Origin of the sequence: Mycobacterium pinniadriaticum, assembly GCF_026242045.1 — a bacterium.
Classification (GTDB): domain Bacteria; phylum Actinomycetota; class Actinomycetes; order Mycobacteriales; family Mycobacteriaceae; genus Mycobacterium; species Mycobacterium pinniadriaticum.
Genome location: NZ_JAPJDO010000001.1, coordinates 145,059 through 166,164, shown reverse-complemented (window position 1 = coordinate 166,164; position 21,106 = coordinate 145,059). Strand labels below are relative to the sequence as shown.

Genomic DNA, 21,106 nt, shown 5'->3' with positions numbered 1-21,106 from the left:
CGCGATCAGTTCCGTGGAGACGGTCGCGGCCTCGGCGGCCGCGGACGCGGTGGCGGTGGCTTGGGACCGTCGCCCGGGTCGAGGATGATCGAGAGTCCACCGTTGTAGCAGTACGGGTCGTAGTCGCAGGGGTACGGGACATAGGGGCCGGTGGACATCGGCGGTCCGTCAGCGCCGCGCACATCGCCCTGCGCGCAGACGGTGGAGCCGCCCCCGGAGACGCAGTCGGCCCGAGCCGGAGACGCGGTGACCAAGCCCGCCGTGGCGACGCTGACTGTGAGAAATGCCGCTGCCCAGCGGCCGGCGAGAGTCGGCATGACCGCACCCCTTCCAGGTCGTCGCAAAGCTTTGATCTGCGGAGGAGACTACTTGTGCGTCCACGGGGTATGCAGCCCAATCGCCCCAAGGCGACCGGGCCTAGCTGGGGCCTCACCAGCATCTGCGGCCATACTGTCGATCATGGATCCGTCGCCGCCCCCGCGCGCGGCCGCCGCGGGCAACCGCCGTGGCCGCCATCGCGAGCGGTCTGGCAACGGCGGGCGGGCGCTGCGGATGACGATCCGATCCGTGGTCGGGTTGGCCTCCGTCGTGGTCCTGATGCTGACCGGCCTGGCCTATTCGCAGGCCCACGGCTTGCTCAGCGGAATCACGGTGTCCAAGGCCCTGGGCTCGGACGAGCCGCGCTCCAGTGGTGGCGCGATGAACATCCTGTTGATCGGACTCGATTCCCGCAAAGACCAGGACGGCAACGAACTGCCGGATGCACTCCTCGACAAGCTGCACGCCGGCGACTCCGACTCGGGTGGCTACAACACCAACACCCTGATCCTGGTCCACATCAGCGCCGACGACCATGTCGTCGCCTTCTCGATCCCGCGGGACGACTATGTGGCCGTCAGCGGCATCAAAGGCTACAGCCACATCAAGATCAAGGAGGCCTACGGCCTGACCAAGGCACAGACCGAACAGAAACTCGTCGACGAGGGCGTCTCTGATCGCTCCGAGCTGGAGAGTGCCGGGCGGGAGGCGGGCCGCCGAGCGACCATTCGCGCGGTCCGCAATCTGACCGGCCAGCCCATCGATTACTTCGCCGAGGTCAACCTCGCCAGCTTCTACCATCTCGCCGACAGCCTCGGCGGCGTAGAGGTCTGCCTCAACCACGCGGTCCACGACGACTACTCGGGCGCCGATTTCCCGGCCGGCCGTCAGACCCTGAATGCCGAACAGGCTCTGGCGTTCGTGCGGCAGCGGCACGGACTGGAGAACGGGGATCTGGACCGCACCCATCGGCAACAGGCCTTCCTGCTGTCAGTGATGCACCAATTGCACGAGTCCGGCTCGTTCACCGACCTGGACAAGTTCAAACGGCTGATGGGGGTAGCCCGGCAGGACATCGTGCTCTCGGAAGGCTGGGGCGAGGACCAGTTCCGCAGGATGGCCGCGCTGGCCGGAGCCGACGTCGAGTTCCGCACCCTGCCGGTGGTGCGCTACGAGAACATCAACGGCCAGGACGTCAACATCGTCGATCCCGCGAAGATTCGCAGCGAGATCGCCAAGGCCATCGGCGACGATTCGGCCACGACCACCCCGACCGCGGCTCCCCAGCCGCTCCCACCGTCCAACCCACAGACCGTGGTCAGCGTCGTCAACGCCAGTGACATCTCGGGACTGGCATCGCAGGCCGCTGCGCTGCTGGGCAAACACGACTTCACCATCGACGAGGTCCGTGACCGCGAGTCCGGTGAACCGATCGACACCGTGATCACCTACGGACCGGGGGGACAGGTAGACGCCCAGTCGGTGGCCACTCTGCTCGGTGTGGAGAACGCGCCACAGGCCACCAGCGCGCTGGCAGCTGACCACATCCGTGTCGTCCTCGGTCAGGGTTACGACGTTCCGCCGGATCAGCCGCAGACCACCGACGTCGTCTCGATGACGACCAACCACAGCTGGTCTGACATGACCATCACCCCCACCCCCGACCAGGGCGCGCCGATCGACGGCGGCAAGGTGCCCTGCGTCAACTGAGCACGGTCGCCTGGCGCGCGGCCGGCGATGACCACCATTGACTTGACGTGCTCCCCGCCATGAATGGCGGGGATTCCCGTGCGGCTACGCCGCGGTTGGGGTGCTTCCTGCTTCATCGCCCCGTGCCTCCCGAGTGTTGGGAGGACTTACAGAGGCTCCACAGGCGTTTAGTCTCTCTGCCCGCCCGGCAGCGAGAATGATCTTGGCGGCGTTGTGGTCGCGATCGTGGACCACCCGGCACTGCGGGCATGTCCAGGTGCGGATTTGCAGTGGGAGTTCGTCGAGGCGATGCCCACACCCCGGTGTAGAGCAGGTTTTGCTCGACGCCAGCCACCGCGACACCGTGTGCACGGTGCGCCCGTAGCGGTCGGCTTTCTCGCCGATGATCCGCACGAACTGTCCCCACCCCGCATCGCTGATCGCTCGCGCCAGACCACGGTTTTTGACCATGCCCGCGATGTTGAGGTCTTCGACGTGGATCACTTGGTTGTCGCGAACCAACGCCAAAGCCTGCTTGTGGTGATAGTCCCGCCGAGCACGGGCGACCTGATTGTGCGCGACGGCCACCTTGCGCCGCGACTTGTCCCGGTTGGCTGATCCTTTCTGCCGGCGAGACTTCTCCCGCTCCAACCGCGCCAGCTTGCGCAGCGTGCGGCCCAAATGCTTCGGATTGGCGATATCGGACCGCCGGCCATCGGTGGCGGCGGTCGTGGCCAACCGGGCGATCCCCACATCCACACCGACCTCCCGGACCACCACGGGCAGCGGTGAGGACGCAACCTCGACGACGAAGCTGGCGTAGAAATGGCCGTCGAGTTCCCGGATGATGGTGACACTCGACGGCTCCGACGGCAGCTCGCGTGACCAGCGCACCCGCACTTCGCCGACTTTGGCCACAAACAACCGGCTGTTGGCGCGGATCGAAAACCCGTTGCGGGTGAGCCGAAACGACTGCCGGTGATCCTTGCGGGACTTGAACCGCGGCCGCCCAACCTTGCCGCCCTTGCGTTTCCCGCTGATCGAGTCGAAGAAGTTGCGCCACGCGCGGCGGGAGTCGTTGACCGACTGCACCAGCGCCACACTGGGCACCTCGCGCAACCAGGCCCGCTCGGTGGTGGTCTTCGCCGCGGTGATCACCTGGCGCTGAATCTCGCTGTCGGACAGCTTCACCCCCGCGCGATACGCGTCGTCGCGGACCCGCAGCGCGTCGTTGAACACCACCCGGCAGCACCCGAACACCCGCGCCAACATCTGCTGCTGGACCGGTGTCGGTTCGATGCGATACCGATAACGCATCCGCATACCCCAACCGTAGAGCTGCCCACTGACAACAACGACCTACCGCCGTGCACGCCACAGCGTGTCGCTGCTGCACGCCCATCTGGTGTTCGTGACCAAATACCGCCGGAAAGTGTTCACCGACGCCATGCTCACCTTCTGCGAGCACACCATGGCCGAGGTGTGTGCCGACCTGGGCTCCGAGTTGGTCGAGTTCAACGGCGAGACCGACCACGTGCACCTGCTGGTCTCCTACCCGCCCACGCTAGCGATCTCCACGCTGGTTCAGCGGCTCAAGGGCCGCACCGCCTACGCGGTGCGCCGCGAATACACCGGCGCGTGTGTCCGCGCTCGCATGCGCGGACACCTCTGGTCGCCGTCCTACTTCGCCGTCTCCTGCGGAGGCGCCCCACTGTCGATCATCAAGCAATACATAGACGGGCAAGACCGGCCACTCTGAACGCCGGGCTACGCCCGCCGACAAACGGGATGGGCTCACCCCGGACTGAAGTCCGAGGCTTGCGCCCAAGATTCCGGTCAAGCGCGTAGGAGTCATCGGACTGGGCAACATGGGCGTGGGCATGGCCGCGAATCTGATCAGGGCGGGGCACGAGGTGACCGTCTACAACCGATCCCGGGCCAAGGTGGATGCGCTGGTGGCCGAGGGCGCTCGGCCGGCCGACCGGGTGGCCGAGGCCTGCACGGGTGACGTGGTGCTGACCATGCTCGCCGACGACGACGCCGTGGCCGGACTGGCGTTCGGCGACGAAGGCATCATCGCCTCCACCGCACCGGACACCGTGCACATCTCGTCCAGCACGATCAGCGTCGGGCTGGCGAAGCACCTGACCGAAGCGCACGCCGCAGCGGGTCGCGGATTTGTGTCAGCGCCGGTGTTCGGCCGGCCGGAGGCCGCCGCGTCGGCAGCACTGTTCGTGGTCGCCGCGGGCCCGGCCGAGTGCGTGGACCTGGCGATGCCGGCATTCGCTGCGATCGGCCAGCGAACCTTCGTCATATCCGAGGACCCGCCGGCGGCCAATCTCAAGCTCAGCGGCAACTTCCTCATCGGTTCGGTGATCGAATCACTCGGTGAAGCGATGGCGCTCGTCGACCGGGGCGGGGTCGACAAACACCAGTACCTGGACACCTCGACCCTGTTCTCGGCGCCGGTGTACCGGACCTACGGGGCGCTGATCGCGGGTGGACAGTTCGAACCAGCTGGATTCGCAGCGCCATTGGGCCACAAAGACATTGGGCTGGTGTTGGCCGCCGCCGAAGAACTACGGGTTCCGTTACCGATCGCCAGCCTGCTGCGCGACCGGTTCCTGCGCCTGCTCGCCGGCGGTGGCGACCATCTGGATTGGTCGGCGGTGGGTGGCCTGGCGGCGCGTGACGCCGCGGCCTCAGACCACTCCGCGTAACGCGTCCGCGCCCAGGGCGGGCTCCAGCATCGCCGAGTAATCCGGACCGCGGCGCAGGTTCTGCCCGCCGTCGACCCCGATGATCTGCCCGGTGATCCACTGAGCCGCATCGCTGAGCAGGAACAACGTCATGTTCGCGACGTCTTCGACCTCGCCGGGGCGCGGCAGCGGCGTGCACTCGGCGTAGTCGCCGCTGATTTCGGGGGAATCGAGCACCAGCTGCACCAGCTCGGTCTTGATCAGCCCGGGCCGGATGCCGTTGACCCGCACCCAGGACGCCCCGAGCTCGTCGGCGGCCAGTTTGATGAGGTGGTCAAGCCCCGACTTGGTGACACCGTACGGCCCGAACCAGCGGTGGGTGTTGCTGGCCGCGATCGAGGAGATGCCGACGAAGGAGCCGCCCCCGCCGCGCACCATCTCGCGGGCCGAGTGCTTGAGCACGTACATCGACCCGTTGATGTTGAGGTCCACGGTGGCGCGCCACGCCTCGGAGTCCATCTGGGTGATCGGGCCGATGGTCTGCGAACCCCCGGCGCAGTGCACGACTCCGTGCAGCCGTCCGTTCCACGCGGTGGTCGCATCCACCACCGCGGCGACCTGGTCCTCGTTGGTGACGTCGGCCGGCTCGTAGTTGATGTTGCCCGCGGGTGCGTTGGCCTTGATCTCGTCGACGGTGGCGGCGAGACGATCGGCGTTGCGGCCCACGATCATGACGTTGGCGCCGGCCTTGGCCAGCCCCTCCGCGATGCCCTTGCCGATACCGCTACCGCCACCGGTGATCAGGTACGTCCGATCCTCGAACGAGAGCTGCACGCCGCACTCCTCACACGAAACTGAAACAGGTTCTACGTATAGAACCACGACGTCGTGTCGCCGCATAGTGCCCGTCCCACTGCCCGTCGAGGTCGTCGAGGGCCGCCCACCCGATGGCCGACACCAGGGCAGCGATAGCCGAGTCATGTCCGCCTCTAGCGAACACCACGAGACGTCAATCCAACCCTGATTTCCGGTCGTTGTGGACCGCCGTGCGGTGTTGTTATTGCGGGGGCGGGACAGTTTGTGCCGCGGCCGAATTGCGTACGCCGATATTGCACCGCGGATATCTCCGCTGGCCAACGAGGAGATCGTGATGCGACGCTGCGCAGCATTTCGCCGCCGTTTGTCGTTGCCAGAATTTTCTTACCGACAAATATTGACCCGGATGTAACGGAAGGGCCATGGCTGCCGATAAGCGCGCCGTAAGGATCGGGAAACGGCCGAACAACTGCGGTTGGGGATGAGCAGCAATAGACTGCGCTGACACGGCCACTCAGCAAATCAAGTAGAAAGCATGATCATGGCTAATCTGAAGAATTCGGTGCAGCGTCTGGCCCTGGCCGGCGGCTTCGCGATCGCGGTGGCGGCGGCGCCGGCGCTGACCGCGTTCGTGGTACCCGCGACCGCTTCGGTGGCGGCATGCCCCGAGGGTCAAACGCTGAATCAGGAAACCGGCGGGTGCGAGGCAATGCCCGGAGCCGCCCCCCAGGACGGGGCTTCCTACTCCACTCCCGGCGATTCGAACAGCGTGCCGGAAGTCCAGGGAGTACCTTGCACAGGCGCGAACACCGGTGAGTGCATAGGATTGCAGGAAGATCAGCAGGCTCCGGCAGTAGAACCCCGCTCGACCATCTCGTCCAGTCCGTAGAACGGAGGGCCGACTTCGGAACTCCGTCGACTTCTCAAGGAAGCGTGAAGTATGACGATCAGCTCCTCAGTCAGCCGCCGTATCCTCCTCGCCGGTGGATTCAGCATCGCAATAGCAGCCGCTCCCGCCGTCGCGTTCTTCGCTGCGCCGTCGAACGCGCCGTCGGGGCCTGCCATCGCCTGCCCGGCCGGCGAGTCCGAGGACCTCTACACCGATCAGTGCATTCCGGAGTTGGTGCCCAACCAGCCCGGTGGCAATTACCCCACGCCGTCCAGCGGTGGCGGTAACATCACCTTCTCGACGCCGGGTGATCCCAACAGCGTGCCCGAGGTTCAGGGCATTCCGTGCACGGGCTCCAATACCGGTCAGTGCATCGGCCTGGAGGAAAATCAGATGCCCGCCGTCACGCCGCATTCGAGCATTTCGTCCAGCCCGTAGTCAGCGGGCACGACAGGGAGGGCAAAAATGCCGGTCCACTCCTCTTGGGTGGCAAAGCTGCTGACCGCGAGCGCGTTTGCGCTCGCGGTCGCCACAGCTCCGATGGCGCACGCCGAAGGCGGCGGAGGGGGCGGGATTCCCAACCCGGAACCGGCGCCGGGGCCCGAGCCGAGTTCACACGTCGGTGGTCCGGGTGGCTGCCAGTCGGGCGAATCACCGGATCCGTCGACCGGTAACTGCGTGCCGACGATGACTCCGGTGACCAACACCGAGGGCGACGCGGCGATGGAGGATCTGCAGCCGCGCACCACACAGGACGTGACCTCCAGCACCGAGAGCGGGGTCGCAGCCGATCTGGTACCCAATATCAACGGCGACTCCTGCACCGGCTATTGGGCGTCGACGGTTTGCTACGAAGAGGACCAGGACAATGTGCCGGTCCAGCCCAAGTCCACGCTTTCGTCGAGCCCGTAACGGCCCTCTGCCCGTTCGCTAAGGTTGAGTCATGCCTGCAAAATCTGATCCCGCGGATATCGACGACGTCGAGCCGCTGGCCGACAGCACTGCGCGCCAGGCCCGGCGAGTGGTCGCGGCCTATGCGAATGACGCCGACGAGTGCCGGGTCTTCTTGTCGATGCTCGGCATTGGGCCGTCAAAGCTCGAGGCGTAGCCCGTGCCCGGGAGCAGGAATGCGGCCCGCTCCGGAAATTCTGACTTCGTGGTGGTCGCCAACCGCCTGCCGATTGACATGGAGCGGTTGCCGGACGGCAGCCTGACCTGGAAGCGAAGTCCAGGCGGGCTGGTCACCGCGTTGGAGCCGTTGCTGCGCCGACATCGCGGCGCCTGGATCGGCTGGCCGGGCATTGTCGACGGTCCGGAAGAACCCATCGTCGAGGACGATCTTCAGCTCTTCCCGGTGCAGCTGTCCACGGACGACGTCGCCGAGTACTACGAGGGTTTCTCCAACGCAACGCTGTGGCCGCTGTACCACGACGTGATCGTCAAGCCGATCTACCACCGAGCCTGGTGGGACCGCTACGTCGAGGTCAATCGCCGGTTCGCCGAAGCGACATCGCATGCCGCGGCCGAAGGTGCCACGGTGTGGATTCAGGACTATCAGCTGCAACTTGTTCCGAAGATGCTGCGGATGCTGCGGCCGGACCTGACGATCGGTTTCTTCCTGCACATTCCGTTTCCGCCGGTGGAGTTGTTCATGCAGATGCCGTGGCGGACCGAAATCATCGAGGGCCTCCTCGGCGCGGACCTGGTCGGGTTCCATTTGCCCGGCGGGGCGCAAAACTTCCTGTTCCTGTCGCGAAGGCTGGTCGGGGCCAACACATCTCGGGCATCGGTCGGTGTGCGGTCGCGGTTCGGCGAAGTGCAGCTCGGCTTCCGCACCGTGAAAGTCGGCGCCTTCCCGATCTCCATCGACTCCGCAGACCTCGACAGCACGGCGCGCCATCGTGACATCCGCCGGCGTGCCAAGGAAATCCGTGCCGAACTCGGCAACCCACGCAAGATCCTGCTCGGAGTCGACCGGCTGGACTACACCAAGGGCATCGACATCCGGCTCAAGGCGTTTTCGGAACTGCTTGCGGAGGGACGGGCCAAGCGGGATGACACCGTCCTGGTGCAACTGGCCACTCCGAGCCGGGAGCGGGTGGAGAGTTACCGGATCCTGCGCAACGAAGTCGAACAACAGGTGGGCCACATCAACGGCGAATACGGCGAGGTGGGCCACCCGGTGGTGCACTACCTGCACCGCCCGATACCCAGGGACGAGCTGATCGCATTCTTCGTGGCGGCTGACGTCATGCTGGTGACGCCGTTTCGCGACGGTATGAACCTGGTGGCCAAGGAATATGTGGCCTGCCGCAGCGACCTGGGCGGCGCCCTGGTTCTGAGCGAATTCACGGGTGCCGCAGCCGAACTCCGCCAGGCCTACCTGACCAACCCGCACGATTTGGAGGGTGTCAAGGACACCATCGAAGCCGCCCTCGACCAAACTCCGGAAGAGGGCCGGCGCCGAATGCGGGCGCTGCGGCGCCAAGTGCTTGCGCACGACGTCGACCGCTGGGCGCAGTCATTCCTCGACGCACTCGCCGAGACCAAGGGTGCGACCCGTGGCGAGATGACGGCCGACTAGATCACTCGAGCTCGAGCCATTCGGGCTTGGTCAGTCACCCATCAGACCCATCACACCGAACGTGCGCTCCGGATCACGATCGGCGAAGTAGGCCTGCATCGAGGTGCCCAGGCTGGACGGATCCCACGCGGCTCCGTCGGCGTGGAATCGATGCTCAGCGGTCGGAGCGGCCACCAGAGTGACCGTCGGTCCGTACACGATGAATACCTGGCCGCTGATCTTGTCCGAGGCCGGCGCGGCCAGGAAACGCACCAGCGTCACCACGTGCTCGGGTGACAGTGGGTCGACCTCGCCGTCGGCGAGATCGGGAACCTCGCCGAACACGTCGGCGGTCATCGCGGTGCGCGCCCGTGGAGCGATCGCGTTGGCCCGCACGCCGTAGCGGCCGAGTGCTCGCGCGGCGGTCAGCGTCAGCGCGGTGATGCCCGCCTTGGCGGCACCGTAGTTGGCCTGTCCCACCGGCCCGGACAAGCCGGCTTCCGACGAGGTGTTGATAATGCGGCCGTAGACCGACCCGGCCCCATCCGCCCCGGCGGACCTCGCCTGGTTGCGCCAGTACGTCGCGGCGTTACGGGTGAGCAGGAAATGCCCGCGCAAGTGCACCGCGATGACCGCGTCGAAGTCTTCGTCGGTCATGTTGAACAGCATGCGGTCGCGGGTTATGCCGGCGTTGTTGACGACGATGTTCAGCCCGCCGAGTCCGTCGGCGCACGCCACCAGTTCGTCAGCCGTCGAGCGCTGGCTGATGTCGCCAGCGACCGCCACACCCTTGGAACCCACGGCGCTGATCTCGTCGAGGACATCGGAGGCGTCCAGCGCCTTGGGCATGTCGTTGACGACCACCGTCGCACCCGAACGGGCCAACCCGATGGCCTCGGCACGGCCCAGGCCGGAGGCGGCACCGGTCACCACCGCTACGCGTCCAGATAGATCCGTCGCGTCGTCTTGTGCACTCAAGTTACGAATACCTCTAGTCTTTGCGGGTCAGGGCGGCGCGAGGGCATTCGGCGATGGCCTGTTCAGCCAGCTCCTCCTGGTCGGCGGGGATCGGATCCTTGGTCACGATGACGTAGTCCTCATCGTCGAGTTCGAACAGGTCCGGGGCAATTCCCACACAGACAGCGTTACCTTCACAACGATCACGGTCGACTTCGACTCGCACGACAACCTCCTTGGCTGACTGACCCCGGCGGCGGGGGCGTTCGCAGCTCCACGATACGACCAGATGGTTCGATACCTGGCCCCAACGGGCGCTGGACCACAAGACTAGAACGTGTTACAACCAGGAGTGTCGGCGGGTCGCCGACGGCGAGCAACTCCAACGAAGGATCGAGCCGATGCGGATCAGTTACACCCCTGAACAAGAGGAGCTGCGCCGGGAGCTGCGGACGTACTTCGGCAAGCTGATGACCCCCGAGCGCCAGGAAGCGCTCATGTCGACCTCCGGCGGCGAGATCGGCACCGGCAACGTCTACCGCGAGACCGTGTCCCAGATGGGCAAGGACGGCTGGCTGACCCTGAACTGGCCGACCGAATACGGCGGGCAGAACCGCGACCCGATGGACTCCTTGATCTTCACCGACGAGGCCGCCGTCGCCGGCGCCCCGGTGCCCTTCCTGACCATCAACAGCGTCGCGCCGACGATCATGGCCTACGGCACCGACGAGCAGAAGGCCTTCTACCTGCCCAAGATCGCCGCCGGCGATCTGCACTTCGCGATCGGCTATTCCGAGCCCGGCGCCGGCACCGACCTGGCGGCGCTGCGCACCACCGCAGTGCGCGACGGCGACGACTACGTGGTCAACGGCCAGAAGATGTGGACCAGCCTGATCCAGTACGCCGACTACGTGTGGCTGGCGGTGCGCACCAATCCCGAGGCCAAGAAGCACCGCGGCATCTCAGTGCTCATCGTGCCGACCACCTCCGAGGGCTTCTCGTGGACGCCGGTGCACACGATGGCCGGTGTCGGCACCAGCGCCACCTATTACCAGGATGTGCGGGTGCCGGTCTCCACCCGCGTCGGCGAGGAGAACGGCGGCTGGAAGCTGGTCACCAACCAGCTCAACCACGAGCGGGTCGCCCTGGTTTCCGCCCAGCCGATCTTCCTGGCGCTCAACCAGGTTCGCGAGTGGGCGCAGAACACCAAGGACGTCCACGGCAATCGCCTGATCGACTCCGAGTGGGTGCAGCTCAACCTCGCCCGGGTGCTGGCCAAGGCCGAGTACCTCAAGCTGATCAACTGGGAACTGGCTTCGGCCAAGAGCGGAACGCTCAACCCCGCGGACGCCTCAGCGGCCAAGGTCTTCGGCACCGAGTTGGCCACCGAGGCCTACCGCCTGTTGATGGAGATCCTCGGGCCGTCAGCAACGCTGCGCCAGGATTCCCACGGCGCGCTGCTGCGCGGCCGCGTCGAGCGGATGCACCGCGCCGCCCTGATCCTCACCTTCGGTGGCGGCACCAACGAGATCCAGCGCGACATCATCGGCATGGTCGCGCTGGGCCTGCCCCGAGTCAACCGCTGACCACCGAGACAAGACTTTAGGACTGAAATGGATTTCACCAGAACAGAAGCCGCGCAGGATCTCTCGGGATTGGTCGGCACCATCGTCGACGCGGTGTGCACGCCGCAGCATCAGCGTGAGCTCGACGGCCTCGACCAGCGCTTCGACACCGAGCTGTGGCGCAAGCTGATCGACGCCGACATCCTGTCGACCGCCGCGCCGGAGTCGATCGGCGGCGGCGGGTACGGAGTGCTTGAGCAGACCGCGATCCTCGCGGCGCTGGGCCGCCAGCTGGGCGCGGTGCCATATCTGGAATCGGTGGTGCTGGGCGCAGGCGCGCTGGCCCGGTTCGGCACTCCCGAACAGCGTGAGCAGTGGGCGGCTCCGGCGGTGACCGGCGAGAAGATCCTGACGGTGGCTCTCGACGGTGAGTTCGGCCAAGGCCCCGTGCAGGCGACCGGCGCCGGCGACGGGTTCAAGCTGACCGGTACCCGCACCCAGGTCGCGTTCGGACCGGTCGCCGACGCCTTCCTGGTGCCCGCCGAAACCGAGGCCGGCACAAAGGTTTTCCTGGTGGCCGCCGCCGACGCCGGAGTCTCGGTGATCCCACTGCTGACCACCGGCAAGAACAGTGCCGCTGAGCTCGATCTCGCCGGCGTCGAGGTCGGAGCCGACCGGGTCGTCGGCGATGCCGACGCGCTGGCCTGGTTGACCACCCACAAGACAGTGGGGCACACGGCCTTCCAGCTCGGCGTCCTCGAGCGCGCGCTCGAGCTGACCGCCGAATACGCCCGCACCCGCGAGCAGTTCGAGCGGCCGATCGGCAGCTTCCAGGCAGTGTCCGCTCGGCTCGCCGACGACTACATCGACATCAAAGGTCTGGGGCTGGCGCTCGTGCAGGCGTCGTGGCGGCTGTCGGAGGACCTGCCCGCCGACGTCGAGGTCGCCACGGCGGCGTTCTGGGCGGCCGAGGCCGGGCATCGCGTCGCCCACACCACCGTGCACGTCCATGGCGGTGTCGGGATCGATGTCGACCACCAGGTGCACCGGTACTTCATCACCGCCAAGGAGATGGAGTTCGCGCTGGGCGGCGCCACCGCCCAGCTGCGCTTGATCGGCCGCGAGCTGGCCGACACACCGGCTTGGCCGGACCGGTGAGCGACGAGCAGACCGTCACCGATCTGCTCATGCCGTTGGCCGACGTCGACGACCGGGGGATCCACGCCGACGACGGCTCGTATTCGACCTGGCGCCAACATATCCAGGACGCCGCCGATCTGGCGGCAGCGCTGAAGGCCCGGCTCGATCCGGCCAAGCCGCCGCACATCGGTGTACTGCTGGGCAACACCCCGTTCTTCTCGTCGCTGCTGGTGGCGGCCGCACTGTCCGGTCTTGTTCCGGTCGGGCTGAACCCCACCCGCCGCGGTGAGGCACTGGCACGCGACATCGAGCGGGCCGACTGCCAGCTGATACTCGCCGATGACGAACAGGTCGGTCCGCAGACCTACGGCACCGGTTTCGCGCCCGCCGGTATGGCGGTCATCGACGTGGGAGCGCCAGCCTGGGCCGGCGAGCTCAGCCAGTTTCACCGATCACCGATCACCTTCGCGCCCAGCAACTTCGACGACTTGTTCATGCTCATCTTCACCTCGGGCACCAGCGGTGACCCGAAGGCCGTGCGGTGCACCCATGAGAAGGTGGCCGTTCCGGGGGTGATGCTGGCACAGCGGTTCGGGTTGGGGCCGGCCGACACCTGCTACCTGTCGATGCCACTGTTCCACTCCAACGCGATCATGGCCGGCTGGGCGCCGGCGGTCGCCGCCGGAGCGTCGATTGCGTTGCGCCGCAGGTTCTCCGCCTCGCAATTCATCCCTGACGCACGCAGGTTCAACGCCACCTATGCCAACTACGTCGGCAAGCCGATGTCCTACATCCTGGCCACGCCGCCACGCCCGGACGACGCCGACAACCCGTTGCGCATCGTCTACGGCAACGAAGCGGCACCACGCGACATCGACAGGTTCGCGAAGCGTTTCGGCGTGACCGTGGTGGACGGGTTCGGCTCGACCGAAGGCGGGGTGAACATCGCCCGCACCCCGGACACTCCCGAGGGCGCGTTGGGACCGCTGCCGGAGGGTCTCGACATCATCGATGTCGAGACCGGACAACCGTGTCCGCCCGGCGTGATCGGCGAACTCGTCAACGTCACGGGCCCCGGCAATTTCCGCGGCTACTACAACGCCCCCGATGCCGAAGCCGAACGGATGACCGGCGGCATCTACCACAGCGGTGACCTGGCCTATCGGGACGACGCCGGCTATGCGCACTTCGCCGGCCGGCTGGGTGACTGGATGCGGGTCGACGGCGAGAACCTGGGCACCGCTCCGATCGAACGGGTGCTGATGCGCTACCCCGACGTGACCGAGGCAGTGGTCTACCCGATCCCCGACCCGGTGGTCGGGGATCGGGTGATGGCTGCGCTGGTGCTGCCGGAGGGCGCGGAGTTCGACCCGGCCGAGTTCCGGGCGTTCCTCGCCGCCCAGGACGATCTCGGGCCCAAACAGTGGCCGGCATTCGTAAGGGTGAGCACAGCCCTGCCGAGCACCGAGACATTCAAGATCATCAAGCGGAGGCTGTCAGCGGAGGGGCTCCAGTGCCCCGACCCGGTGTTCGAGATACCGCGCTGAGTCCGTCGAGACAGAAGTCGGAGCGAAGGTCGCACCAAAACTTCACTCTGACTTCTGTTTCGACGCAAACTAGCCCGCGATCGAGGGCATGACCGCTTCGATGAGGTGCGGTCCCGGTTCGCCGAACGCCCATTGCAGCGCGTCGGCGAGTTCCTCGGCGGTGCCGACCCGGCGGGCGGGCACACCCATACCTTTGGCGATGCGAACGAAATCCAGCGTGGGCCCGGTCAAATCGAGGAGCGACTCGGCTTTGGGTCCCGGCCGCTCCCCTGCGGCCTCGGCTCCGACCCGCTGCAGTTCGATCCGCAAGATGTCGTAGGCGCGGTTGGCATAGACGACGGTGGTGATGTCGAGGTGCTCGCGAGCCTGGGTCCACAGGGCCGAGATGGTGTACATCGCCGAGCCGTCGGACTCCAGGCACAGCACCGGACGGTCCGGTGCGGCGATCGCGGCGCCGATCGACACCGGCAGCGCGTAGCCGATCGCCCCACCGGTCAAGGTGAGCCAGTCGTGTGCCGGCGCACCGGCCGTCGACTGCGGCAGCAGGACGCCCGAGGTGTTCGCCTCGTCGACGACGATCGCCCGCTCCGGCAGCAGCGCGCCGATGACATCGGCCGAGGTGCTCACGTTGAGCGGACCGCTCGGCAACGCCGGCCGTGCGAGTTCGGCGGTGGCGGCGGTCTCGGTCGGCGCCATCCGGTCCGCCAGACCCGCCAGCGCCGCGCCGGCCCCGACGGGGCCGGCCAGGGTGTGCACCGCGCAGTCGTCGGGCACCAGGTCGCTCGCCTTGCCGGGGTAGGCGAAGAACGAGACCGGGTGGGGCGCCCCCGCCAGCACCAGGTGCCGGGCGCCGGCGAGTTGGGTCGTGGCGGCCTCCGCGAAATAGGCCAGCCGCTCCACTGCCGGCACGCCCGCCCCGCGTTCGAGCCGGGTCGGGAAGGTCTCACACAACACTCTCGCCCCACTCACCTGGGTGAGCCTGACCGCCGCGGACAGCCCGGCCGAATCGGTGGCGTCGCCACCGACCATGATCACCGTGGGCTCACCCGAACGCAGCGCGGCCTCGGCGCGACTCGCATCGACAGCCGCCAGATCTGTCTGCAACGCAGCGCTTTCCAGAGGCGCGGCACCCTCGTCCCAGGACACGTCCGCAGGCAGGATCAAGGTGGAGATGTGCCGGTGAATTCGCGCCGAGGCGATGGCCTCGGCGGCATCGGCGGCCACATCGGTCACCTCGAGGCTGCGCCGCAGCCAGCCCGACACCGTGCCTGCGACCGAGTCGATATCCGACTCCAATGGTGCGTCGTACTTCTTGTGATAGGTCGCGTGGTCGCCGACCACCACGACCAGGGGCACCACCGCGCGGCGGGCGTTGTGCAGGTTGGCCAGGCCGTTGCCCAGCCCCGGACCCAAGTGCAACAGCACCGCGGCCGGGCCACCCGAGATACGGGCGTATCCGTCGGCCGCACCGGTGGCGACACCTTCGAAGAGGGTGAGCACACCGCGCATCTGCGGCACGGTGTCCAGGGCGGCGACGAAGTGCATCTCCGAGGTGCCGGGGTTGGCGAAACAGACCTGCACACCGTTGTCGACCAGCGTCGTGATCAGTGCCCGGGCGCCGTTCACGAGGCAACCGCCCCGAGCGCGGTGAACGCCTGCATGGCATTGCCGCGCAGGTACGCCGAGCGGGTGTCGCCGGAAAGGCCCAGCTCGTCGAGGCCATCGAGGGCGTGTCGGTGGCCGATCATCGGATAGTTGGTGCCGAACAGCACTTTTCGCGCGCCGGTGTTGGTCTTCATGAACTCGACGAGCTCTCTCGGTAGACGACGGGAGGTATAGGCCGATGTGTCGATGTAGACGTTCTCGTGCTTGCGGGCCACCGCGACCATCTCCTCCGTCCACGGGTAGCCGACATGGCCGCAGATGATGCTCAGTTCGGGGAAGTCCAGGGCAATGTCGTCGATGTAGGGAATCGGGCGGCCGGTTTCCGATGGACGTAACGGTCCGGTGTGGCCCACCTGCGTGCAGAACGGCACACCGAGCTCGACGCACTCGGCGAACAGCGGATAGTAGCGGCGGTCGGTCGGCGGGGCTCCCCAGAGCCATGGCACCACCCGTAGTCCGACGAACCCGTCGTCGCGGACGCGTCGCCGCAGCTCACGGACCGCTTCCATGGGCCGGTCCAGATCGACCGCGGCCAACCCGGCAAACCGGTTCGGATATCGCCGAACCCATTCGGCGACCTCATCATTGGTGATCATGTTCTGACCGTGCGGTCCACGCCAGGCGCTCAGTAGACCGATCTCGACACCCGCGGCATCCATCGAGGCGACGGTCGCCTCGATGGGCACCTCGCCCTCCGGGATCTGCCCGGCGGTCCAGCGGCGCAGCGACGCAAAGATGTCACTGGCCAGGAATCGGGCAGTGGGGTGCTGCATCCACACGTCGATCGTCATCGCGTTCGACTGTAGACGCGCGCCACCGTTAACTGTCGCGGATCGTATCCAGTTTCCGGGTCGCGGCCTCGAAGCCGGCGACCAACTCGGCGATGATCTCGGCGACCGGTCGGATCTCGTTCATCCGGCCGACGATCTGGCCCACCGGCATGGCCACCGTGGTCGGATCCGACGATTCACTCATCCGCTGATGTGCCTCGCTGACCAGGATGTTCTGCAACGGCATCGGCAGCGGTTCGGGCGCACCCTCGGCATCCCACGCGTCGGTCCATCGGCTCTTGAGCAGTCGGGCCGGTTTGCCGGTGTAGATCCGACGACGCACGGTGTCGGCCGAGGTCGCCGCCAGCATCGCCTCCTGGATCACCGACCGGCCGGACGGCAACCGGACACCGAGGTCGTATTCGGCCGAGGTCAGAAACGCCGACCCCATCCACACGCCCTGGGCGCCCAGCGCCAGTGCGGCCGCCACCTGGCGGCCGGTGCCGATACCGCCGGCGGCGAGCACCGCGGCCCGATCCGATACCGCATCTACGATCTCCGGCCACAACACCATCGACCCGATCTCGCCGGTGTGACCGCCGGCCTCGTGGCCCTGGGCGACGACGATGTCCACGCCGTTGTCGACGTGTCGCCGGGCATGTTTGGCCGATCCGGCCAGCGCCGCGATCGGCACGCCGGCTTCATGCACCTGATCGATGACGTCCTTGGGGGGCGACCCGAGCGCGTTGGCGATCAACTTGATCGGATGCCGCAGGGCGACTTCCACATGTGACCGTGCGATCGAGTGCAGCCAGCCCAGCGTGCCCTCGTTGCGGGCGGTGTCGTCGGACAGCGGCGGCACGCCGAGGTCGGCGAGGGTCTTGGCGACGAAGTCCCGATGGGCCTGCGGGACCAGCTTGTCGATGTCGACGGCGGTGCCCTCGGTGGGGATCTTCGCCGGCATCACGACGTCGACGCCGTACGGCTTACCGTCGGTATTGGCGTCCATCCACTGCAGGACGCCCTCGAGGTCGTCGGGCTGGTTGAACCGCACGCACCCCAGGACGCCCATTCCGCCGGCCCGGCTGACCGCCGCGGCCACCTTCTCCGACGGGGTGAAGACGAAGATCGGGTAGTCGATGCCGAACCGGTCGCACAGTTCCGTGTGCATCAGCTGGCGGCACCCGCGTGCTTGGCGTGTACTTCGTCCGCCGGCCGCTGTTCGGTCTGGTCCTTGGCCCACTTGTAGTCCGGCTTGCCGGCCGGTGAACGCTTGACCTCGTCGACCAGCCACAAACTGCGCGGCACCTTGTAGCCGGCGATCTCCTTGCGCACGAACGTATCCAGTTCACTCAGCGTCGGGCGGGCACCCTGGCGGGGCGCGACTACGGCGGCGACATGGTTGCCGAAGCGCGGATCGGGCACACCGACGACCAGGGCGTCGAACACGTCCGGATGGCCCTTGAGAGCGGCCTCGACCTCTTCGGGATAGATCTTTTCGCCGCCGCTGTTGATCGACACCGAACCGCGGCCCAGCATCGTGACGGTGCCGTCGGCCTCGACCTCGGCGTAATCTCCGGGAATCGCGTAGCGCACGCCGTTGTAGGTCTTGAACGTCTCGGCGGTCTTCTTCTCGTCCTTGTAATAGCCGACGGGGATGTTCCCCTTCTTGGCGATCACGCCGCGCACCCCCGAGCCGGGTTTGACCTCGTTGCCCTCCTCATCGAGGACGACGGTGCGGTGGTCGATGGTCACCCGCGGGCCACCCATGTGGTGCTCGCCCTTGGCGACGATGCTGGTGCCGCCGAAGCCGGTCTCCGACGAGCCGATGGAGTCGGTGATGATCCGGTTGGGCAGCAGTTCGAGCAGCTTCTCCTTGAGGCTGGTGGAGAACAGCGCGGCGGTGCTGGCGAGCAGGAACAGCGAAGAGAGGTCGTAGTCCTTGCCACTGTCCAGGGCGGACTGCAGCGCGTCGAGCAGCGGCCGCGCCATCGCGTCACCGGTGAAGAAGAGCAGGTTCACCTTGTGTTCGTGGATGGTCTGCCAGACTTCATCGGCGTCGAATTCTGGTGCCAGCACGGTGGTTTGGCCCGAGAAGATGGACATCCAGGTGGCCGACTGGGTGGCGCCGTGGATCATCGGCGGAATCGCGTAGCGAACCATCGGAGGGTTGTCGACAGCCGCCCGGGACAAGTCGTATTCGTCCTTGACGAACTCGCCGGTGGCGAAATCGGTGCCGCCGAACAGAACCCGGTAGATGTCCTCATGGCGCCACATCACGCCCTTGGGGAAACCGGTGGTCCCGCCGGTGTAGAGCAGGTAGATGTCGTCCTCGCTGCGCTCCCCGAAGTCGCGCTCGGGCGAGGCCTCGGCGAGGGCCTGGTAGAACTCCACGCCACCGTAGCGCTGGTAGTCCTTGTCACTGCCGTCTTCGATGACGAGGATCGTCTTCACGTCGGGGGTGTCCGGCAGCACGTTGGCGACGCGGTCGGCGTACTGGCGTTCGTGGACCAGGGCCACCATGTCGGAGTTCTCGAACAGGTAGCGCAGCTCGCCCTCGACGTAGCGGAAGTTGACGTTGACCAGGATGGCGCCGGCCTTGATGGTGCCGAGCATCGCGATGACGATTTCGATGCGGTTCCGGCAGTACAGCCCGACCTTGTCGTCCTTCTTGACGCCGTGGTCCAGGAGGTAGTGGGCGAACCGGTTCGCCTTGTCCTCCAATTCGGCGAAGGTGATTTGTTGGTCGCCGCAGATGAAGGCAACGCGGTCAGGCACGGCATCGATGGCGTGTTCGGCTAGATCGGCTATGTTCAGGGCCACGGACCCAAATTAGAACGTGTTACATTTCCAATCAAGTCTGTGGCAAAGATGCTGGAAGGCAGATATCCGTGAGTGAGCCCAAAAAAGACGCCGATGCCCTCATTGAGCAGCGCGGACACACCCTCATCGTCACGCTGAACCGGCCCGAGGCGCGCAACGCGCTGTCCACCGAGATGCTCTCGATCATGGTGGACGCCTGGAACCGGGTGGACGAGGATCCGGAGATCCGCACCTGCATCCTGACCGGCGCGGGGGGGTACTTCTGCGCCGGCATGGACCTCAAGAACGCGACCAAGGCCCCGCCCGGGGATTCGTTCAAGAGCGGCGCGTTCGACCCCACGAAGATCGAGGGTCTGCTGAAGGGCCGCAGGCTCACCAAGCCGCTCATCGCGGCGGTCGAAGGCCCGGCGATCGCGGGCGGCACCGAGATCCTGCAGGGCACCGATATCCGCGTCGCGGGCGAAAGCGCGAAATTCGGCATCTCCGAAGCCAAGTGGAGTCTGTACCCGATGGGTGGCTCGGCAGTGCGGCTGCCGCGGCAGATCCCCTACACCATCGCCTGCGACCTGCTGCTGACCGGACGCCACATCACCGCCGCCGAGGCCCTGTCCTACGGACTCATCGGCTACGTGGTACCCGACGGCACGGCGCTGGAGAAGGCACTTGAGATCGCCGACGTCATCAACAACAACGGGCCGCTCGCGGTGCAGGCGATCCTCAAGACCATCCGCGAGTCGGAGGGCATGCACGAACTCGACGCGTTCAAGCCCGACACCGCCAACGGCATCCCGGTGTTCCTGTCCGAGGACGCCAAGGAAGGCCCGCTGGCGTTCAAGGAGAAACGCGCCCCCCAGTTCAAGATGCGCTAGCCGCCGCTCGTCGTCGCGGCTGTGGCGGCGAGGACCTTCTGTGCGGCGAACCCGGCGGCCTGGGCGGTCATCCCATTGGCCGCATACGCCTGGTGCGCGGCGCTGTCGCCGCCGGTCGGCGAGCAGATCGGGTCCTCGGGAACACACTGGTCGATGGTCTTGGGCGCATAGAGCCCACCGACGGAGATCGGCGGGGCGTCGCGGTCGATGCCGTTCAAGAAGCCGTTCGACGGCTTTCCGAACAGCGCCACGGCGGCGAGGTGATCGGCGATCTCAGACGGCATGAGTCCGGTGATCCCGGCCGGCGGGACGTAGCCGTCCGGCATCTTGTCGATGGTGACGTAGCCGACCACCGCCGCGCCTTGGGAGTAACCGCCGAGCACCAGCTGGGTGCTCGGGCATCTCGAGGCCATGTCACGGACCCGATTGCTGGCGTCGATGACACCGTCGGCGGCCGTCGAGAAGTTCAGCGAGGCAGGGTAATTCACCGGGTAGACGTCGACGGACTTGCCGCCCAGCTGAGGCTGGGCTCGCAGCTCGTCGGTGAAGGCCCGCCCGATGCCCCCGACACCCGGCGGCTCGAACGTGCCGCGCGCGAAGACGACCTCCACATCGGGGCACCCGTCGGCCGCCGATGCTGTCGGGGTGCCCGCCGGTGCCGCGATCGGCGCGGTGACGGCGAGCATCGCGGCCACAAACAGCCGGCGGACCGATTGGGCCAAGTCGGATTCGATGACAGTCATGGCGCCCCAGTTCGTGCTGATGTTGCCCCGCGCCGGTCGGCCGCACCGCCACC

The 21,106-nt window shown here is 66.8% G+C and carries 22 protein-coding genes; 12 read left to right on the top strand and 10 right to left on the bottom strand.

Annotation, left to right across the window (positions count from 1 at the left end):
• Positions 1-5: 5 nt before the first annotated feature.
• The gene (locus ORI27_RS00840) at positions 6-317 is read right to left on the bottom strand and encodes a hypothetical protein (RefSeq protein ID WP_265994686.1); all 312 of its coding nucleotides are present in this window, start codon (positions 315-317) and stop codon (positions 6-8) included.
• Between the two features lie 142 nt (positions 318-459).
• On the opposite strand from ORI27_RS00840, the gene ORI27_RS00835 reads away from it, so the two are divergent.
• The gene (locus tag ORI27_RS00835) at positions 460-2,028 is read left to right on the top strand and encodes an LCP family protein (RefSeq protein ID WP_407666193.1); all 1,569 of its coding nucleotides are present in this window, start codon (positions 460-462) and stop codon (positions 2,026-2,028) included.
• Positions 2,029-2,112: 84 nt separating this feature from the next.
• Here the strand turns inward: ORI27_RS00835 and ORI27_RS00830 are convergent, their stop codons facing one another.
• On the bottom strand, positions 2,113-3,330 hold the full coding sequence (locus tag ORI27_RS00830) for an RNA-guided endonuclease InsQ/TnpB family protein (RefSeq protein WP_265994687.1): 1,218 nt from the start codon (positions 3,328-3,330) through the stop codon (positions 2,113-2,115).
• A gap of 22 nt (positions 3,331-3,352) precedes the next feature.
• Between ORI27_RS00830 and tnpA the strand changes: the two genes are divergently transcribed.
• Together tnpA and ORI27_RS00820 are read left to right on the top strand one after the other, a co-directional pair.
• Positions 3,353-3,766 carry an IS200/IS605 family transposase gene (gene tnpA, locus ORI27_RS00825; RefSeq protein WP_265994859.1) on the top strand — a complete coding sequence of 138 codons (414 nt, stop codon included), beginning with the start codon at positions 3,353-3,355 and terminating at the stop codon, positions 3,764-3,766.
• A 70-nt stretch (positions 3,767-3,836) separates the two neighbouring features.
• The gene (locus tag ORI27_RS00820; RefSeq protein WP_265994860.1) at positions 3,837-4,727 is read left to right on the top strand and encodes an NAD(P)-dependent oxidoreductase; all 891 of its coding nucleotides are present in this window, start codon (positions 3,837-3,839) and stop codon (positions 4,725-4,727) included.
• Here the strand turns inward: ORI27_RS00820 and ORI27_RS00815 are convergent.
• The gene (locus ORI27_RS00815) at positions 4,710-5,540 is read right to left on the bottom strand and encodes an SDR family oxidoreductase (protein WP_265994688.1); all 831 of its coding nucleotides are present in this window, start codon (positions 5,538-5,540) and stop codon (positions 4,710-4,712) included. The two genes, ORI27_RS00820 and ORI27_RS00815, sit on opposite strands and share 18 nt — an antisense overlap.
• Before the next feature lie 523 nt (positions 5,541-6,063).
• Between ORI27_RS00815 and ORI27_RS00810 the strand changes: the two genes are divergently transcribed.
• The 5 genes from ORI27_RS00810 to ORI27_RS00790 are packed head-to-tail and all read left to right on the top strand — an operon-like array spanning position 6,064 to position 8,995.
• Positions 6,064-6,411 carry an intersectin-EH binding protein Ibp1 gene (locus ORI27_RS00810; protein WP_265994689.1) on the top strand — a complete coding sequence of 116 codons (348 nt, stop codon included), beginning with the start codon at positions 6,064-6,066 and terminating at the stop codon, positions 6,409-6,411.
• 51 nt (positions 6,412-6,462) lie between these two features.
• The gene (locus tag ORI27_RS00805; RefSeq protein WP_265994690.1) at positions 6,463-6,849 is read left to right on the top strand and encodes an intersectin-EH binding protein Ibp1; all 387 of its coding nucleotides are present in this window, start codon (positions 6,463-6,465) and stop codon (positions 6,847-6,849) included.
• A 48-nt stretch (positions 6,850-6,897) separates the two neighbouring features.
• Positions 6,898-7,323, top strand: a complete 426-nt coding sequence (locus ORI27_RS00800; protein WP_265994691.1) for a hypothetical protein — start codon at positions 6,898-6,900, stop codon at positions 7,321-7,323.
• Positions 7,324-7,354: 31 nt separating this feature from the next.
• Positions 7,355-7,519, top strand: coding sequence for a hypothetical protein (locus tag ORI27_RS00795; RefSeq protein ID WP_170313133.1), 165 nt, complete (start codon positions 7,355-7,357; stop codon positions 7,517-7,519).
• 3 nt (positions 7,520-7,522) lie between these two features.
• Positions 7,523-8,995, top strand: a complete 1,473-nt coding sequence (locus tag ORI27_RS00790; protein WP_265994692.1) for an alpha,alpha-trehalose-phosphate synthase (UDP-forming) — start codon at positions 7,523-7,525, stop codon at positions 8,993-8,995.
• Between the two features lie 30 nt (positions 8,996-9,025).
• Here ORI27_RS00790 and ORI27_RS00785 read toward each other — a convergent pair whose 3' ends face one another.
• Both ORI27_RS00785 and ORI27_RS00780 read right to left on the bottom strand, forming a co-directional pair.
• Positions 9,026-9,952, bottom strand: coding sequence for a 3-oxoacyl-ACP reductase (locus tag ORI27_RS00785; protein WP_265994693.1), 927 nt, complete (start codon positions 9,950-9,952; stop codon positions 9,026-9,028).
• Positions 9,953-9,965: 13 nt separating this feature from the next.
• Entirely contained in the window at positions 9,966-10,157 is a 192-nt protein-coding gene (locus ORI27_RS00780; protein ID WP_099251137.1) for a ferredoxin, read from the bottom strand.
• Positions 10,158-10,332: 175 nt separating this feature from the next.
• On the opposite strand from ORI27_RS00780, the gene ORI27_RS00775 reads away from it, so the two are divergent.
• From ORI27_RS00775 to fadD17, 3 genes are read left to right on the top strand one after another with little or no spacing between them, the layout of a single operon-like run.
• Positions 10,333-11,517: an acyl-CoA dehydrogenase gene (locus ORI27_RS00775; RefSeq protein ID WP_265994694.1), complete on the top strand. Its 1,185-nt coding sequence runs from the start codon at positions 10,333-10,335 to the stop codon at positions 11,515-11,517.
• 27 nt (positions 11,518-11,544) lie between these two features.
• Positions 11,545-12,654, top strand: coding sequence for an acyl-CoA dehydrogenase family protein (locus ORI27_RS00770; protein WP_265994695.1), 1,110 nt, complete (start codon positions 11,545-11,547; stop codon positions 12,652-12,654).
• 29 nt (positions 12,655-12,683) lie between these two features.
• Positions 12,684-14,183 carry a long-chain-fatty-acid--CoA ligase FadD17 gene (gene fadD17, locus ORI27_RS00765; protein ID WP_407666202.1) on the top strand — a complete coding sequence of 500 codons (1,500 nt, stop codon included), beginning with the start codon at positions 12,684-12,686 and terminating at the stop codon, positions 14,181-14,183.
• Between the two features lie 69 nt (positions 14,184-14,252).
• Here fadD17 and ORI27_RS00760 read toward each other — a convergent pair whose 3' ends face one another.
• The 4 genes from ORI27_RS00760 to ORI27_RS00745 are packed head-to-tail and all read right to left on the bottom strand — an operon-like array spanning position 14,253 to position 19,441.
• A complete protein-coding gene (locus ORI27_RS00760) occupies positions 14,253-15,809 on the bottom strand; it encodes an acetolactate synthase large subunit (RefSeq protein WP_265994697.1) in 1,557 nt (518 codons plus the stop codon).
• Positions 15,806-16,639 (bottom strand): amidohydrolase family protein, encoded by an 834-nt coding sequence (locus tag ORI27_RS00755; protein ID WP_265994698.1) that lies wholly within the window; start codon positions 16,637-16,639, stop codon positions 15,806-15,808. The genes ORI27_RS00760 and ORI27_RS00755 overlap by 4 nt, the downstream gene beginning before the upstream one ends.
• A gap of 28 nt (positions 16,640-16,667) precedes the next feature.
• On the bottom strand, positions 16,668-17,789 hold the full coding sequence (locus tag ORI27_RS00750) for an NAD(P)H-dependent flavin oxidoreductase (RefSeq protein WP_265994699.1): 1,122 nt from the start codon (positions 17,787-17,789) through the stop codon (positions 16,668-16,670).
• Entirely contained in the window at positions 17,789-19,441 is a 1,653-nt protein-coding gene (locus ORI27_RS00745) for an acyl-CoA synthetase (RefSeq protein WP_265994700.1), read from the bottom strand. Before ORI27_RS00745 ends, ORI27_RS00750 begins: the two co-directional genes overlap by 1 nt.
• A 68-nt stretch (positions 19,442-19,509) precedes the next feature.
• On the opposite strand from ORI27_RS00745, the gene ORI27_RS00740 reads away from it, so the two are divergent.
• Entirely contained in the window at positions 19,510-20,310 is an 801-nt protein-coding gene (locus ORI27_RS00740; RefSeq protein ID WP_265994701.1) for a crotonase/enoyl-CoA hydratase family protein, read from the top strand.
• On the opposite strand, the gene ORI27_RS00735 is transcribed toward ORI27_RS00740, so the two are convergent.
• Complete coding sequence (locus tag ORI27_RS00735; protein ID WP_407666194.1) at positions 20,307-21,053, bottom strand: cutinase family protein; 747 nt, start codon at positions 21,051-21,053, stop codon at positions 20,307-20,309. The two genes, ORI27_RS00740 and ORI27_RS00735, sit on opposite strands and share 4 nt — an antisense overlap.
• Positions 21,054-21,106: the final 53 nt, after the last annotated feature.